17 protein-coding genes are annotated in these 16,724 nt (G+C 44.4%); 9 read left to right on the top strand and 8 right to left on the bottom strand.

The window, feature by feature from the left end; translation table 11 throughout:
* The first annotated feature begins 165 nt into the window (after window positions 1-165).
* From MZ182_RS18565 to MZ182_RS18580, 4 genes are all read left to right on the top strand, one after another.
* A complete protein-coding gene (locus MZ182_RS18565) occupies window positions 166-882 on the top strand; it encodes a Crp/Fnr family transcriptional regulator (RefSeq protein WP_248068817.1) in 717 nt (238 codons plus the stop codon).
* Window positions 883-1,551: 669 nt separating this feature from the next.
* The gene (locus MZ182_RS18570) at window positions 1,552-2,109 is read left to right on the top strand and encodes a hypothetical protein (protein ID WP_248068819.1); all 558 of its coding nucleotides are present in this window, start codon (window positions 1,552-1,554) and stop codon (window positions 2,107-2,109) included.
* A 506-nt stretch (window positions 2,110-2,615) separates the two neighbouring features.
* Window positions 2,616-3,371: an iron-sulfur cluster repair di-iron protein gene (gene ric / locus MZ182_RS18575; RefSeq protein WP_248068822.1), complete on the top strand. Its 756-nt coding sequence runs from the start codon at window positions 2,616-2,618 to the stop codon at window positions 3,369-3,371.
* Between the two features lie 121 nt (window positions 3,372-3,492).
* Complete coding sequence (locus tag MZ182_RS18580; RefSeq protein ID WP_011790953.1) at window positions 3,493-3,996, top strand: helix-turn-helix domain-containing protein; 504 nt, start codon at window positions 3,493-3,495, stop codon at window positions 3,994-3,996.
* 7 nt (window positions 3,997-4,003) lie between these two features.
* On the opposite strand, the gene MZ182_RS18585 is transcribed toward MZ182_RS18580, so the two are convergent.
* From MZ182_RS18585 to lptM, 7 genes are all read right to left on the bottom strand, one after another.
* The gene (locus MZ182_RS18585; protein ID WP_011790954.1) at window positions 4,004-4,582 is read right to left on the bottom strand and encodes a HupE/UreJ family protein; all 579 of its coding nucleotides are present in this window, start codon (window positions 4,580-4,582) and stop codon (window positions 4,004-4,006) included.
* A gap of 144 nt (window positions 4,583-4,726) precedes the next feature.
* Complete coding sequence (locus MZ182_RS18590; RefSeq protein WP_011790955.1) at window positions 4,727-5,449, bottom strand: HAD-IA family hydrolase; 723 nt, start codon at window positions 5,447-5,449, stop codon at window positions 4,727-4,729.
* Window positions 5,449-6,357 (bottom strand): tyrosine recombinase XerC, encoded by a 909-nt coding sequence (xerC, locus tag MZ182_RS18595; RefSeq protein ID WP_011790956.1) that lies wholly within the window; start codon window positions 6,355-6,357, stop codon window positions 5,449-5,451. Before xerC ends, MZ182_RS18590 begins: the two co-directional genes overlap by 1 nt.
* A gap of 82 nt (window positions 6,358-6,439) precedes the next feature.
* The gene (locus tag MZ182_RS18600) at window positions 6,440-7,075 is read right to left on the bottom strand and encodes a DUF484 family protein (RefSeq protein ID WP_011920118.1); all 636 of its coding nucleotides are present in this window, start codon (window positions 7,073-7,075) and stop codon (window positions 6,440-6,442) included.
* The gene (gene dapF / locus MZ182_RS18605) at window positions 7,072-7,899 is read right to left on the bottom strand and encodes a diaminopimelate epimerase (protein WP_248068825.1); all 828 of its coding nucleotides are present in this window, start codon (window positions 7,897-7,899) and stop codon (window positions 7,072-7,074) included. Before dapF ends, MZ182_RS18600 begins: the two co-directional genes overlap by 4 nt.
* 76 nt (window positions 7,900-7,975) lie before the next feature.
* On the bottom strand, window positions 7,976-9,220 hold the full coding sequence (gene lysA, locus MZ182_RS18610) for a diaminopimelate decarboxylase (RefSeq protein WP_248068828.1): 1,245 nt from the start codon (window positions 9,218-9,220) through the stop codon (window positions 7,976-7,978).
* A gap of 51 nt (window positions 9,221-9,271) precedes the next feature.
* Window positions 9,272-9,478, bottom strand: a complete 207-nt coding sequence (lptM, locus tag MZ182_RS18615) for an LPS translocon maturation chaperone LptM (protein WP_011790960.1) — start codon at window positions 9,476-9,478, stop codon at window positions 9,272-9,274.
* 67 nt (window positions 9,479-9,545) lie between these two features.
* Here lptM and cyaY point away from each other — a divergent pair, with 67 nt between their 5' ends.
* Entirely contained in the window at window positions 9,546-9,875 is a 330-nt protein-coding gene (gene cyaY, locus MZ182_RS18620) for an iron donor protein CyaY (RefSeq protein ID WP_011790961.1), read from the top strand.
* A gap of 54 nt (window positions 9,876-9,929) precedes the next feature.
* Here the strand turns inward: cyaY and MZ182_RS18625 are convergent, their stop codons facing one another.
* Window positions 9,930-12,344 (bottom strand): class I adenylate cyclase, encoded by a 2,415-nt coding sequence (locus tag MZ182_RS18625; protein WP_248068831.1) that lies wholly within the window; start codon window positions 12,342-12,344, stop codon window positions 9,930-9,932.
* 202 nt (window positions 12,345-12,546) lie between these two features.
* On the opposite strand from MZ182_RS18625, the gene hemC reads away from it, so the two are divergent.
* From hemC to MZ182_RS18645, 4 genes are read left to right on the top strand one after another with little or no spacing between them, the layout of a single operon-like run.
* The gene (hemC, locus tag MZ182_RS18630; protein ID WP_248068835.1) at window positions 12,547-13,479 is read left to right on the top strand and encodes a hydroxymethylbilane synthase; all 933 of its coding nucleotides are present in this window, start codon (window positions 12,547-12,549) and stop codon (window positions 13,477-13,479) included.
* Between the two features lie 4 nt (window positions 13,480-13,483).
* A complete protein-coding gene (locus MZ182_RS18635) occupies window positions 13,484-14,224 on the top strand; it encodes a uroporphyrinogen-III synthase (protein ID WP_248068873.1) in 741 nt (246 codons plus the stop codon).
* A 60-nt stretch (window positions 14,225-14,284) separates the two neighbouring features.
* Complete coding sequence (locus MZ182_RS18640) at window positions 14,285-15,484, top strand: uroporphyrinogen-III C-methyltransferase (protein WP_014611458.1); 1,200 nt, start codon at window positions 14,285-14,287, stop codon at window positions 15,482-15,484.
* Window positions 15,481-16,647 (top strand): heme biosynthesis HemY N-terminal domain-containing protein, encoded by a 1,167-nt coding sequence (locus MZ182_RS18645; protein WP_248068876.1) that lies wholly within the window; start codon window positions 15,481-15,483, stop codon window positions 16,645-16,647. The genes MZ182_RS18640 and MZ182_RS18645 overlap by 4 nt, the downstream gene beginning before the upstream one ends.
* Window positions 16,648-16,724 lie beyond the last annotated feature (77 nt).

Here is a 16,724-nt window from a genome sequence, read left to right on the forward strand (position 1 = left end):
TCTCACTAAAGCTCACATTCACACCGACCTGTCATAACACACGTTTGCAGCGTCACAACAACGGCGACACACAATGCGAACGACCATCTACCGCCGCCAAAATGCCAGCCCGCACGCAGGGATTTACATATTTTATGATCGAATGAGTATCAATCCTGCAGCGAAATGCGTACCTTAATCGCATCAATATCCACAACTATCATCAACATGCAGTTACATCCTGAACTCTCTAGCCGCTTTGGCGACACATTAAGCGAGCAGCGCGAACTCTTTAAGCAGGCCTTATTTCAGTGCCAAACGGCCAGTCGCCAATTTTCCCCCGGTGATATCATGTTGCAACAGGGGCAAAATGTGCGTGAGCTTTATGTCGTGTCCGTAGGAAAAGTCGCCATGTATACTAGCGCCCACAATGGTCGGCGCTTTCAGTTAGGTGAGCTAAATTGTGATCAGCATATTTTTGGCGAAATTGAGTTTTTTACCAAACTGCCCTGCCAGTGGACAGTGATGGCCGAAGATCAGATGGAAGCCGAGGTAATTTGTGCCGCCAAACTGCAGCAATGCATAGTCACTCAACCGCAATTAGCGCTCTTTTTTGCCTCCGCTCTGGCATGGGATTATCAAGACTCAATGGCAATCTACACCAACCGCCTATTGCACCCCATCGCCGTCAATATCGCCCTCGATCTGCTACAACGCAGTCAAAACAATATCGCCCTCGGAGCCTTTAACAAAGTCGAGCAAGAAGCCGAACGCTTTGGCACCAGCAGTCGCGTCTACCGCCGCGCACTCAACTCCCTCATTGAACTCGGCCTTGTCGAAAAACGCGATCAGCAGCTGCATATTATCGACCCTAAGGCGCTAGTCACTTTTATTGCGGAGTAGATCAAAAGAATGCTGCATCAAGCATAGGGTTATGCAGGGGATTGACAGGAAAACCACCCAATTTGCATCAGCTTTGCCATCGACACACTGTATCAATCAGCGCATTTATCGTTAAGGGCGATAAATCCAATCCTAAATATGGAGAGCCATTATCCGAGCGGGTGGAGCTAAAAAGTGTTAGATTTTGATAATAAATGAATCAGACTTGCCTAGTCTGGTTCACACGCGAAAACACAGCCATTTTGCGCTGGCTTCGGGTGCCCCATTCCGTGTTTCGGCTCGTTAGCTCAACCGAAAATTCCCACTCCTGCTACCATACAAATTCTTATCTATTTGCCTATGTTTGGCCTTACCAGAAATCGACTAACAATGTATGGGTATACAGTCGTATTTAAATTTAGGTGTTTTGGTATGATTTTTAGACAAAATCAGTGCGCGCTAATTCCATCTGAAATAAATAAAACTATTTAAAATCAGTTGAATATAGTAACTGAATTTTAGTTAATAGGTTTGGAAAACGAGCATGCGCGTTTTTCCAGATGGTGTATTTGATTAATAGCTGATAAATTAAGCATAAACAGATAGTTAGCTATGCGCATTTTTACTGGTCTAACGTGATAAATGCGCATGCGCACTAATAAAATGTTATGTTCCCTAAATGGAGAGTTTGTGCAGAGTTTTTCGGTCAGCGTTAATGATAACGACTCTTTCATGTGCTCCAGCACGGATAGAGTTTTTGATGATGTGATTGGCGTAAAAGTCTGTCCAGGATGTCATTACAGGACTAACTTTGAGTTCGTAAATCAGGATTTTAAGATCAAAAGAAAAACATACGATTTATCGGCTACTTATGATGGCTATTATATAGCCTCTCTGAAATTCAAAGAGACTTTAAATAGAGAAGGCATAACCGGCATAAATTTCGTGGCAATCAGTAAAGAACCAGAATACTTTGTCATGTTTGTATCTAACGTAGTTTCCTTTGATACCGAAAAGCGTAAATCTAGAGCTGAGAAATTTTGTTCGGTTTGTGCCAATTACGAATCATATGTTGGTGCCACGCCCGCGTTTTTAAAAGAACCGCCGCGCTTTGATTTATCGCGCACAGATGTTGCCTTTGGCTCCGGTAATGCTAAGCATCCTTTATTGATTGCAAGCGAGAGCTTCGTATCGTTAGTTAAGCGTGAAAAGCTGAAAGGCCTATATTTTGAACCAGCAAGAACATAACAAACGGCTGCACCGGACAAATTTCCGCTGTCACCTTTTTTGCAAAAGCAAAAAAGCCGCCATCAAAAATTTGCTCGGTGAGCCGGGCGTTAGCCCATAGAGATTTTCATCCTAAAATGACGAGTTAGAGTTAATAACCTAACTCATTTTGTCCCAAAAGTGAGCCAGTGAATCACTCTACACCAGACTGATTCACGCCCCCCTAAAACCCGCCATCGCGCCTCGTTTTTGGCTCTTTGAGGGCGGTTTTTCCCCCTTAAGATGAATCAAATCTCCAGAGAATTGATTCAACACCAACTTGATAAGGTTACAAGGCCAAAATAACGGGCTAGATATCTGGGCTTCCTGTTGCTTGTAGCTCAGAACAATCAGATAGCCTTCCTTCTATTTGACTCCATTTATGTGACTGGCACTGCAAAACCTGACTATTTTAGTCAGGATTAGTTGCTACAAACTAAAGCTGCAAATAATATGTATGTAACTTTATTGCTGCTCTGGAGCTACTCATGTCTGCTACTTCTGTCTCAAAAGATGCACAACTCCCACCCCATGGGTTTAATTCTCAACACAATCATTGGCTAGAACGAAAAATAGGTGAACTAGTGGCAGAAGACTTTCGCCGCGCACATGTATTTAGTCAATTTGGTATCGATTTTTGTTGTGGCGGCGGTAAATCACTGGCGGTCGCCTGTGAGCGTGCAAATGTAGAGCCCGCAAAAGTGGTTGCTGCGCTGAATGCCGCAACACTTACCGGTTGCAAAGAAGATCAATTAAATCAATTACCCTTAGATCAACTTATCGAATATATAGAATCAACTCACCATCAATACGTGCGCGAAAAAGCCCCTTTACTCATAGAGTATTCAGAAAAGATGGTACGGGCTCATGGCGAACATTATGCGGAAATAATCCCCTTTGCAGGCTGGGTTCGTGCCCTAATTGAAGATTTAATGCCGCATTTAATGAAAGAAGAAAAAATACTCTTTCCTGCCATTCGCGCTCTCAGTCAGGGGGAACATGTTGAGGGTTGCTTTGGTCATATTGGTAATCCTATCAATGCTATGCAGCATGAGCACGAAGAAGCAGGGGCAATTTTGCAGAAATTACACGAATTAACCAATGACTTCACTCCACCAGAACATGCCTGCACAACATGGCGAGTATGCTATGCCACACTCGCTGAATTTGAAGCCGATTTACACCAACATATCCATTTAGAAAACAATATATTATTTCCTAAGAGCTTGGACTTAGCCCAATAACTAACGACGCGATCCTCTTAAGTCATTAGTCCGATCCTGTCCCAAAGGCTAGACCCAGATCTGGCCTTTGAGTCATAGGCATGTTACAACAAACTTAAGTGCCGCTGATGGACAAGCAGCCATGACATTTCAATCCTTTGCGCTCGACGATATTGCCAACTTACAAGAATCGGCTCAGGTGGAATTTAAACTCGCGGGTGGCCGTGACGGCCAAGGCCAACTCCCCGAGGATATTTGGGCAACTTATAGTTCTTTTGCCAACACCTTAGGTGGTGAGATCATCCTCGGCGTACGAGAAGAACGCGGTCAGTTCACCATTGAAGGTATTCCTAATCCTCTGCCAGTATTACAAGAGTTTTGGGAAATCCTCGATGATCCACAGCGCACAAGCCACAATATTCTTGAGATTTCAGATGTTCAGCTCATTGAAATTATGAATAAAAAACTTATCCGGATCCGAGTACCTCTCGCCTCTGAACACTTAAAGCCCATCTATATTGGCGGCAACGCTTACACAGGTACGTATTTTCGAATAGGAGATGCCGACATGCACGCCAGCCGCCGGCAGGTAAACCAATTATTAAGACGTGCCCATCTGTGCAATAAACAGATCAAGGCACGTTAATCCAACGCTAAAACCCAGCGAGTAAATATCCACCCATAGCAGCTATTGCCGCGCCAGAAAAGCGCATCAATTTACGCTGACCAGTAACACGTTGCATACCGAGTCCTATCATCACACCGCCTAAATGGATTACCGCGGTGCCACATAAAAAACCAAGGGCATAGAGTACTGGGCTGGCTAATTCTGGCATTTCTGCACCATGGGCATGCCCATGGAATATGGCAAAGACCCCAACAAAAGCCATGGCAAATAACAGAGGCAGCTGACGGTCAAAAGCAATAGCCAGGCCGAGTAATAATACCGATAGAGCAATACCGATTTCCACGAAAGGCACTGGAATCGCGTATAACCCTAAAATACCACCGACTAACATAAAGGTGACAAAAGCTAAGGGGACCGTCCAAATCGCACGCCCCCCCAGTTGAGTACTGAGCATCCCCACACTTAACATCGCCAGCAGATGATCAAACCCCAACACTGGATGATTAAATCCAGACATAAAACCACCACCAGAATGAATTTCATGGGCGGATGCTGGAGCAATAAACAATAGAGTAAATAGGGTTAATAAGCATAAACGTGCCATATCAGCATCCTTGGTGAATAAGTTTTTGTTTTAATAAGGTTAAATGATAACCAAAACTCTACTGTAAAAAAGGAATATAAACTTTGATCCTAATCACCCTAGATGGGCAAAAATCGAGGCTTAGTTGCCCAGATTAAAGCCACACTATGGCACGAGTATTTCAACTAATGAATCTAAAGAAGCCACCTCTAGGTGTGGCAAAAGCGCGGCAATTGGCAAGGATGCAACTTGTCCAAAACTAGGGTTAAGCCAAACTGACTGACACCCCGCTAAGCGTGCACCACGCACATCGGCATTCATACTATCGCCCACATGCAAAAGGTGTTGCGGTCCAATATCTAAGCGAGTACAGGCAAGGTAAAACATATCCTTCGCAGGCTTCATATGCACACCTTGGCCTGGGCGCAAAACAAACTCAAAAGCATCTCCAAGCCCAATACGTTCAGGATCCACATTGCCATTGGTGATCCCAACCAACTTAAAATGTCCTGATAACTGTTTGAGCAGAGAGAGCACAGCGTCAGAAACCTTAAAATGACTACGGTGGAAATAAAAGCAATCTAAACCTTCTTTCGCGCCACGTTCGGCTTCGCTTTCACAATAGCCCAGTTGTAATAACCCTTGGCGAAGGGTGGCAACTCTTGCTGCAGACGTATCATGTGCTAACTCAGGAATTTGCTGCAGAAGTTGTAATTTCAACCTTCGCCAGTCGAAGGCTTGCCATGCCTTGGTGAGTGGAAAAGCCCGATGCAAAAACTGAGTTAACTCGGCTTCGGCATTTAAAATATAAGGTTGATTGTCGTACAGAGTATCATCGAGATCGAAACTGATCGCTTGAATATTTTGAGGTCTAAGATAACAACGCATTATTTATCCTGCTGTTTTTTCGCTCTAGGATGGGCGCTATCATACACCTTCGCAAGATGTTGGAAATCTAGACTGGTATAAATTTGTGTCGTTGAGAGGTTTGCATGGCCTAATAATTCCTGCACAGCACGCAGATCGGCACTCGACTCCAACATATGAGTCGCAAAAGAATGACGTAATTTATGGGGATGGACTCGCACTGATAACGCTTGTTCCTGCCCCCACTTTGCCATCCGAGACTGGATACTCCGATGAGATAATCGTCTACCTTTTCCCGTTACAAACAATGCACAATCTTCGCAAGGAATTTGCTGACGACATACAAGCCATGCCTCTAATGCCTTAATGGCATAACTGCCTACTGGCACAATACGCTCTTTATTGCCTTTACCTAATACTCTAACTTCACGCAGATCGTACTGTACACTTGATAAATTGAGTGCTGCTAACTCGGCAAGACGTAATCCGCTGGAATAAAACAATTCCATCATGGCTTTATCTCGCAGCGTTAAGGGATCTGTACCTTCAATTTCAAGTAAATGAGTAAGGGAATCGACATCCATATTTTTAGGCAGTGGCTTGGCTTGTTTAGGTGCACTGAGTCCTTTGGCTGGATTAACCGCTATCATCCCTTCCCGCAGTAAAAACTCACCCCACTGTTTGATCGCAGATAAACACAAGGAAAGCGAGCGAGGGCTCAAGCCTTTGCGGTGTAATTTTGCGAGCACTTGTTGCCAATGCTCTCGACCCACATTAAGTAAGGTAACGTCTTTAGGTAATAGCGTACTAACACGATTTAGTTCATAGAGATAGTTATGCACAGTGTGAGCCGACAACTGCCGCTCTGAATGTAAATAACGCTCATAGTCCTGCAGGCATGTCACTTCGAGGTCCGACATATCGCCCATTCGCGTACTCCTATCGGTTCCTTATCCGTCTCTATCAGATAGACGTTATTCCTAAACATAAGTTTAAGTAACAGTCTAAAAATCATAATTTAGCTAACATATACGCCAATAAACGACGTAACTGCTCAAGCAGCATATTATCCATATCAGGGTGAAAATGAGTCGCATCTTGGCTAGCGATAGCAAAAATAACGGGAATATCTTCGGCTAGCTTCACTAAAGCAACAGAGCCCACTTCAGCACCAAAAAGTCGCTTGGCTTCTTGCTGGGTTAAACGGCCAAAATAATGTCCCTTGCGTAGACGTTGTTCCCAAATCGCCTTCATCTCGATATCCACATCGAGAACATTGATTAAACGTACATGGCTAAAATTAAACTGCTGCTTTAAATTATCAGCGAGCACTTCCTTAAGAGAGATTAAATCCGCACAATTCAATAATTTGAAAGATAGCTCAGTATTGAAAAGGTAAATTTTTTCATTACGCGCTGCCATGGTCAGCAAGCTCGTAATTTCTTCCTCAAGCAAGGTGACTCGTTGACGCAGCATTTCTTGGCGTCGCTCTACTAATGAAATCGCACCACGTTCTGTATGGGGCAAACGCATTGCCAGCAATAGCTCAGGATAACGATTGAAAAAATCAGGATTATCCAGCAGATACTCGCGAATAATCAACTCATCAAAGGGCACATTCGTCTGTGGCATCAAGGGCTCTGTCATAGCTGAATTTGTCCATCATAAACATGTTGTGCTGGCCCCGTCATCCACAGGGGTTTACCCTCGCCTTCCCAGTTGATGGTTAACGTGCCTCCCGGTAAATCCACACGGACTTGCTGATCAAGTTTACCTTGTATTTGACCCACAACCACTGCAGCGCAAGCACCTGTGCCACAAGCTAAGGTTTCAGCAGCACCGCGCTCATAAACACGCAGTTTAATATGGCCAGAGTTTATCACCTGCATAAATCCGACATTCACCCCACGAGGAAAGCGTTCATGTTTTGTCAGCAAAGCACCAATCTCGGCAACGGCGGCACTGGTCACATCTTCCACATCAAGCACGCAATGGGGATTGCCCATAGAAGCGGCGCCACATAAAAAAGTTTGCTGCGCAGTTTGCAGTAAATATGTTTTTTCAGGCTTTTTAGCTTTAAAGGGAATAAGGCTTGGTTCAAGTATCGGAACACCCATATTCACCGTCACAGTTCCATCGCGCTCCAAACGTAATGTCATTTTGCCAGATGAAGTACTAACACGAATTTTGTTCTTATTTGTTAGTCCTTTATTGCGCACAAAACGGGCAAAACAGCGAGCACCATTACCACACTGCTCAACTTCACTGCCATCGGCATTAAAGATGCGATAGTGAAAATCTAAATCCGGATCATAGGGCGGCTCGACCAAGAGTAGTTGGTCAAAACCTATACCAAAGTTACGGTCGGCTAAACGGCGGATCTGCTCAGGCGAAAAGAACACGTTCTGCGTGACACCATCAACCACCATAAAATCGTTGCCCAGTCCGTGCATCTTAGTGAATTGGATCAAGATACTTATCCTTTAAGCCGAGGCGCTGTTTATTCAATAATAAACCAAGCGCCTGAATCAATATAATTTTTCTAGTTTACGGCAGGAGTTGCTCACCTTGCCAGAGTTGAGATATTTTTTCTCGCTCACGCACTAAGAAAGCGTGCTCGCCATCGACCATCACTTCAGCCGCACGGGGGCGAGTATTGTAATTGGATGCCATAGCAAAACCATAGGCACCACTTGAACGCACCGCAAGTAGATCGCCAGCAGCTAAAGCCAGCTTGCGTTCTTTACCTAGAAAATCGCCTGTTTCACACACAGGGCCTACAATATCAAATTCATAGGCATCAGAGTCTCTTGGCGCTACTGGGATAATATTTTGCCATGCACTGTAAAGTGCGGGGCGAATTAGGTCATTCATCGCGCCATCGACAATCGCAAAACGCTTGTCGCTGTTTTCTTTCAGATAAAGCACCTGAGTGACAAAAATCCCCGCATTAGCTGCAATCGCACGGCCAGGCTCGAAAATCAGTTTAAGTTTACGGTTGCCTAAACGCTTGAGTAACGCAGCCGCATATACATCGGGATGTGGTGGCGTTTCATCATCATAGGTCACTCCTAAACCACCGCCTACATCGAAATGTTCGATAACAATTCCTTGCTCAGCCAGACGATCTATGAGCGCCAGCATACGATCCATTGCATCAAGAAATGGTTGGATCTCAGTGAGTTGTGACCCGATATGACAATCGACACCTTTCACTTTTAGATGTGGTAACGCATGGGCACGGGCGAAAACAATTTCAGCCTCATCCATAGCAATGCCAAATTTGTTTTCCTTAAGGCCGGTCGAAATATAGGGATGGGTTCCTGCATCCACATCGGGATTAATCCGCAATGAAACGGGTGCTACTTTACCTAAACGACCCGCAACCAGATTTAACTGCTCAAGCTCGGCGCTTGATTCAACGTTAAAACAGTAAATACCCAGATTAAGCGCTTGCTCCATCTCGACAACGGTTTTTCCCACACCAGAAAACACCACTTTAGCGGGGGAGCCTCCTGCTTCGATAACCCTTGCCAACTCACCGCCAGACACAATATCAAAACCACTGCCTAAACGTGCCAGCACATTCAGTACGGCCAAGTTAGCGTTGGCTTTAACCGCATAACAAATGAGGTGTGGATGATCCATAACGGCATTATTAAAAGCATGCCAATGGCGCTCAAGTGTCGCACGGGAATATATATATAGTGGTGTGCCATAGGTTTTGGCTAAATCAGCAACCTGACAACCTTCGGCGTGCAGGGCATTATTATGGTAGAGAAAGTGATCCAATATCCGATTCCTTACTGTGCTTAGCTGCGAGAATAATGTTAGTTAGGCTAATTAGCGTATCTGTTCAGTTTTAACTCGCGTTTCGGTTGTGGCTTCAGCCTGCTCTTCAGGCGTTAGCATTGGCTTGGGTGCCACGACTTTTTTAGGCGGGCTCACTTGGGGCGCTGGCGTTTTATATAAAGGGCCTTTCTGACCGCATGCCGTAATGAATAGGCTACCAAGCAATAACAATAAAAACAGTCTCATTTTTCTCAACATCTGTGCATCTGGTGGCTAATAGCCTTATAATCGCACCCATCTTGACGAAAGCAAAGGATAGAAATGCATGGCTATGACAGATACAGAATTTCACCAGCTCGCCGATGACATGTTCCAAGCCATAGAGAGCGCGATTGAAACGGCAATTGATGAGCAAGATGCCGATGTCGATATCGATGCCAGCGGCAACGTATTGCAATTGGAATTTGTAGATGGCTCTAAGATTGTGATCAACAAGCAAGAACCTTTGCATGAGATTTGGGTTGCAACGCGGTTTGGCGGCTATCACTTTGGCTTTGTAGAGGGTAAATGGCTAGATGGCCGTAATGGCGGTGAATTTATGCCATTCGTTCAAGACTCTATACTGCGCCAAGGCGGTATAAAACTTAGCTTCTAAGACACGACAACATAACCATAGGAGCTTAGGCTCCCATGGTGCAAATTAGTACGATTAAAACTCAGCATCTTGGTCGGTAACATCAATTCCAAATGGGGCGACTGTCAGGTCACCTGCAACTCTAACCAAATGAAAAAACTGCGGAATATTAAATCTCGCCCGCGCCGCATAATGCTCATCAAACACATAGTGGTGACTCACTTTATTGACAAGCTCACTCATATTAGAGCCATGTTGAACATAATGACTGAGTTGGTTTTCTTCATCGAGAATAAATACATCCAAATTTTCACCCCTTTGACGTAAGAAATACTGAATCGCCCCCTTAGCCGCAAAGTTTTGAATAATATTGGGCATACTAGAAAACGGATCATCTCCCAATGCTGGGCGTGGCAATCGAACTAGATGACTACGAGAAAGTTGCTGATAAAAAGATTTAGCATCACTCAAATCTTCATAGGCCATACCCAATGGATTAAAAAAAATACCATAGCGAATATGGCTTATTTGCAGGGGTTGTACGAGTATGCTGGATTGCTGTGCCTGCTGGCATAGTCGCGCTGTTTGCTTGAGTAAATTCTTCACCGCGAGCTTAAGTTGTGGCCGTAATTTTTGGGAGCAACTGATCACATCCATATCAACAGGTAAACTTGCTCGCCTTAACCCTGGCGTGACAAACGCCAATGCCTGCAGTACTGCGGTATCACCTTCAAAACGATGACATTGCCATTCCCCCCAACTGTTAAGACAAATCACATCTAAGGCGCCGAGCATATTCTCTTTTTTACGCCCGAGAGAGAACACGTTGGCATTCATAAAATCAACCATCATTTCTTGCCCACGCCAGTTAATGGTGGGATCGCAGTCTAAATTGAGCACAAAAATGAGTTTACGGAAATGCCACGGCTGACATAAGTCCCGTTTAGACACCCGCCAGTCATGATCGATAAAATGCAGTAAACGCTTTGCCGCATCGGTAAGCCGCTTAGACTTAAGCTTACTCTGCCCAAATTCATACCATTTTGTATCAGGCGTTGACACCCCATTTAAACAGGCCCAAATCATTAATGCTGATGGTGTTTTACCTTTGCAAATTGCAGATTCACCCAATAGATTCTTCGGCTGAGGACCTTGCCGATAAAGATAATATTGGCTTTCGCGAGAACTGGAGACCATAGTCACTTCAGATTCGGCAACCGAGCTACTCCATAATAAATTCAGCTTCGCGATTTGATCTTCATCTTGGGTAAAATAGGTGTGCAATTTACGGGTCAACATCCCTAACTCTTCTATCCGTAAGCCTTCATTCAACTCATGGGTAGATGCAAATCGCAGTAACGTTTGATAGCTCGCCAATAGTAATTCATTGAGTTGTTCATTAAACCAATTGAGCTGGCCACTGTGCCAATGCTCACAATCGTCGAGTGTATTGATTAAACTCTCTGGCCATTGCCAATCCTGAACCAGTTGCTGCATTTTAGGGTAGCGCCAATCTTTTCCTTGCTTGGCACGACTCAAATACACACCACATTTTAAGTAAAAACAGCGACGAACAATCTCAAGTCGTCGTGTATCATTTTGCTTCAATAAATAGATTTCAATCGCTTCATATATAGCGTAATACGCATCGTTTGATGCTGAAAAATCTCCCTCAAGCGTTTTCTGCCATAAACGATCACACAGCAAATGTGAATGAGGATATTCGCTAGCGTAAGCTTCTAGCAGAAGAACCTTTATCAAAGCTTTATGCGGCTTATTTAAGCCTTTGTAGAGTTGCCATAAGGAGGCACCAAAATACTCACTCGCGGGTAACTCATGGACATCACCAAGGTATAATAAGTCAGGATTTAACTTAGCATTTGGCCACCAAGCAATGGTTTTACCCGCCAAGCGAATTTGACTTCGATAAAACTCTTCTAGTAATAACCAATGTTGGGTACTACCACTGTGCTCGTGCGCCATAGATGCTTGACATGCTGAACGCCCTTTTTGGCCGCCACTGAATTGCTGCGGATGCACTAAGTAAAAATTAACTTCAAAATGATAATCTGCAAACCATGCCGTTAATCTATTCGCTTTGGTACGAATTAATGCCAAATCTTCATCGCACAACTGCGGATGATGAACTAACCAAACATCAACATCACTCTTAGCATTTTGGCCAAAGCTTGCAGTGCTGCCCATTGCATAAACACCTTCAAAAGCATAGGTATCCATCTCTTGAGGTATAAAGGGAAGCTTAAATACATCACATGCCAGTGACGCATTTTTCCCCTCTTTATAATCACTAATACCACTGGGAGTATTGGGATGGTGATAGCCGGGATACTGAACGCTGTTCTGGTTGATTAAGAAAGGGATCAAATGGAATAAGTGTTTTTGCAAAGGAGATAGCAAAGCTAAAGCACGCGCAATACGCACTTCATTAAGTCTTTCTGCAATATCAGGAAATAGGTCTTGCTGATCCATCCTAAAACAAAACACCTAACACTTATGGGAAGTGTGCTTATGTTAACACTTTTGACAACATGAGCAACCAAATGAGATCTGCATCACATTTTTGTGCAATTTAGAACGCTGCCGACTTCAAAGAATCGATACGGCTTCCTTACATTAACGTATTGCCAATGTTAGCATTGGCGCAACTAAGATCTTTGACTGGAAACTAGGCATGTCTGAAAACCGCATACGTATCGCAACCCGCAAGAGTCCGCTAGCCATGTGGCAAGCTGAATTTGTTAAAGCCGAATTAGAACGCATTCACCCAAGTATTGTGGTGGAATTGCTACCAATGAGCACCAAGGGCGACGTGATATTAGATACGCCATTAGCAAAAGTAGGTGGTAAAGGTCTGTTCGTCAAAGAACTTGAAGTGGCGATACTAGAAGACCAAGCGGATATTGCTGTGCACTCAATGAAAGACGTGCCAGTAGATTTTCCTGAAGGACTCGGACTTGAGGTCATTTGCGAACGTGAAGATCCCCGTGATGCATTTGTATCAAATATCTATAAAACGATCAGCGAATTACCACTTGGTGCAACCGTTGGTACTTCAAGCTTGCGCCGTCAATGCCAACTGCGCGCATCACGCCCTGATCTGATTATTAAAGATTTACGCGGCAACGTCGGTACTCGCCTTGCTAAGCTGGATAACGGTGAATACGATGCCATCATTCTTGCTGCTGCTGGTTTAATTCGCCTTAAATTATCAGGACGCATTGCCAGCTTTATTTCTGCCGAACAGTCCTTACCGGCTAACGGTCAAGGCGCTGTGGGCATTGAATGCAGAACCAACGATGAGCGAGTTAAAGCACTTCTAGCACCATTAGAGCATTTAGAAACCCGCTACCGTGTTATCGCTGAGCGAGCCATGAACACTCGCTTAGAAGGTGGATGCCAAGTGCCTATTGGTGCATTTGCTGAAATTAATGGCGATGAGATGACCTTACGCGGTCTAGTCGGCAATCCTGACGGCAGCGAAATTATCGAAGGCATCATCACAGGTCCAAAAACCGAAGCGACACAATTAGGTGTGGCTCTTGCCGAAGAACTCTTAAGCAAAGGCGCAAAAAGTATCCTTGACGCCGTTTACGCTAAAGCCTAAGTCAATGAAAGTGTTACTGACGCGTCCTGAAGGGCGCAATCAGTCCATGGTCGATGCCTTGAATACACGAGGCATTGCCCACTATGTCACGCCATTATTGGGTGTTGAACCAACTAACGACATCACAACGGCTGACCCGCATCCATTGGCAGGAACAGATATTATTATCTGCATCAGTGCTAACGCTGTTATTTTTGCGAATAAAGCCTTAAACAAAATTAATACACAAATAGCAACATGGCCTAAAGTTCAATATTTTGCTGTGGGCCATGCAACATGGGAGGCATTAGATCAGTTAGGCATTTGCGCAGTTGAAGCCCCAGATGATTGCCAACAAACGGAAGGCTTACTTACCCTTGCTTCTCTACAACATATTCCAGCTAAAAAAGTAACGATTATACGTGGTGTTGGTGGTCGCGAAGCTCTCGCTGAGCAATTAACCAGCCGTGGCGCAAATGTACGCTATTGGGAAGTATATCAACGAGTGTGTCCACCGTTAGACGGATATGCTATTACACAACAATGGCAACACTTTGGTATTGATACCATTGTGGTCACCAGTGGCGAAGTTCTCAATAACCTGATTAAACTAGTGCCAAAAGAGTTATTTGCATGGCTGCGCTCATGTCATATCATAGTCCCAAGTAACCGAGTAGAAGCTCAAGCTCACGCCTTTGGTATAAACCACGTCACCAATGCCTGTGCCGCCAACAGCAAAGCCGTGCTAAACGCCCTTAAACTTTAAGCGCTATTTAGCCCGATTTTACTCGAATGTCGGCAGTAGCATGTTTTCAAGGACTGTTAAATGGATAACAACAAGCACGACGCAAAGAGCCCAGAATCCGAGGCTACCTCTATTATTGCACCATCGGTCACAACCGATGAAACATCGTTACCGCCAACGTCATCCTCTGAAACTCAAGCGAAAGCCGACGCAGTAAAACCCACAAACACAACCATTAACACTCCTGCGTTAACCAAGAGTTCTTGGGCAATTCGCTTTAGTATTTTATTCGCTTTAGGATTAACCCTTGGTGCCATAGGCGGTGGCTATGTGCTGTATCAGCAACTCCAGCAACAAATTCAGCAGCAACAGTTGGCACAAGATGAAAAAAACAATGCCCTGCAAAGCCAATTAGCACAGGCGCTATTACAGCCTAATCAACGAATAGAACAACTAGAACAGCAACAACTTAACGACGCAAAAACCTATCAAGAATTATCAAAACTCGTTGAAAACCAAAGCCAGCTCCAAGATAGAGTGAATAAACTTGCCGAACGTAGTCCCACACATTGGATGGCGTCAGAGGCAGAATACCTCGTCAATATGGCAGGACGTAAACTCTGGTTAGAGAAAGATCCTCGTACTGCTACCGACTTGTTAAAATCCGCGGATGAAACCATTGCTGCGATGAACAACCCTGCACTGCTGCCAATCCGCAAAGCACTCGCCAAAGATATCGCCGCAACGGCCAGCATAAAAGTGACAGATATTGAAGGGAATGTATTAGCGCTTGATGCCTTAATTGAGCAACTGAGCAAGCTATCACTAAATCGCCACGATGCAGAAGTAAATCCCACTGAAGATACTGCTATCACTGACAATCTGAGTGATTGGCAAACAAATCTAAGTAAGACATGGAAAGCCTTAACCCAAGATTTTATTACTATTCGTCACAGAACAGCCAACGCTCCAGCGCTATTAGCGCCAGATCAGCAGTGGTATCTGGTTGAAAATATCCGTCATAAATTGCTGCAATGCCAACTTGCTTTATATCGCTATGATAGAGCGGCATATCATCAATCATTAATGATGGCACGCAAGTGGATCCAAACTTACTTTGATCCCCAAGATCATAAAACTGTCGAAGCCATTGCCGAAATCGATAAATTAGCCACATTGGAACTCGATCCTATCACCCTGAAATCCTTTACAGCTAAACCTCTACTATTACAACTCACAAGTTATGGTGAACTCACCTCATTAGAGGATACATCACTATGATAAAGATATTAATTTTACTAGGGATTGTACTAATAGGACTCTGTATTAGCCCTTGGCTAGTTGGAAATACAGGTTATGTATACATTACGGCCGGTGATTACCAAATTGAAACCAGCTTGGTCTTTGGGGTTATCGCCTTAATTGTATTTTATGCTGTATTCCAAGTACTTGAATGGTTGGTGATTACCGCTATTAATCTAATCCTACGTAGCCGTTTTATCCCCTACCATTGGCGCCGCCGATCCGCAAAAAAACATACATTAATGGGCGCGCTTGCACTTGCAGAAGAAGATTGGCCAGCGGCTGAACGCGCTATGATAAAAGGCGCTGACAACGGCGAGCTCCCCGCACTAAATTTACTTGCCGCGGCAAGGGCTGCTCAGTACCAACAAAAAATAGCTGAGCGTGATCAATATCTTGACCGCGCAGCATCACAACCTCTAGCCGCCAATGCGGTAACAACCACTCGTGCCCGTTATTTATTAAAGCAAGGGGAATTAGCTTTAGCACGCGTTGAGCTCGATAAGTTATCGCCCACGAGCAAGAGCAAAGCACCAGTACTAAAGCTGGCCCTTGATCTCTATCAAGCACAACAAGATTGGGATGCGTTAAAGCTGTTATTGCCTATATTGAAGAAACGTCAACTCATTGATGATGAAAAGTTTAATGAACTCAATATAGTTACCCATTGCGCTTTACTTAAAGCAGCGGCGACAAAAAGTGAAGCAGCATTAGAAGAATGCTGGCAGTGGTTATCACGCAGTGAGCGAAATCAGTCTGAATACCTCGCTATCTACGCGATTGCCCTATGCCGCTTAAATCGTAAAGATGAAGCGATGAAGTTGTTGCTGAAAAAACTCCGCTCAGCACCAGACACGGCACTATTGAAGGTAATACCTGATATAACCACTGCCCAAGATATGGATATCCGTAAACAACTCCTAAAATACGAAGTGACCCACGAGAATAATGCTGATTATCAAATTTGCTTAGCCAAGCTGTATCAGCAAACGCGCGAAATGAAAGAAGCGAAAACCTGCTGGCAAAACGTCTGTCGACTTGAGCCAACGAAAGATGCTTGGTTAGCACTTGCACGCATTCAAGAGCAATTAGGTGAACAGGGTTACGCCAACCAAAGCTATCGTCAAGCTGCCAACCTGTAATACCAATAACGACATCGATAACGCCATAATACCCAAATTATGGCGTTCCCTAGCTCCTTATCCTTCCTCATATCCGT

The sequence above is a fragment of the Shewanella sp. JNE2 genome (assembly GCF_023159115.1).
Classification (GTDB): Bacteria; Pseudomonadota; Gammaproteobacteria; order Enterobacterales; family Shewanellaceae; genus Shewanella; species Shewanella putrefaciens.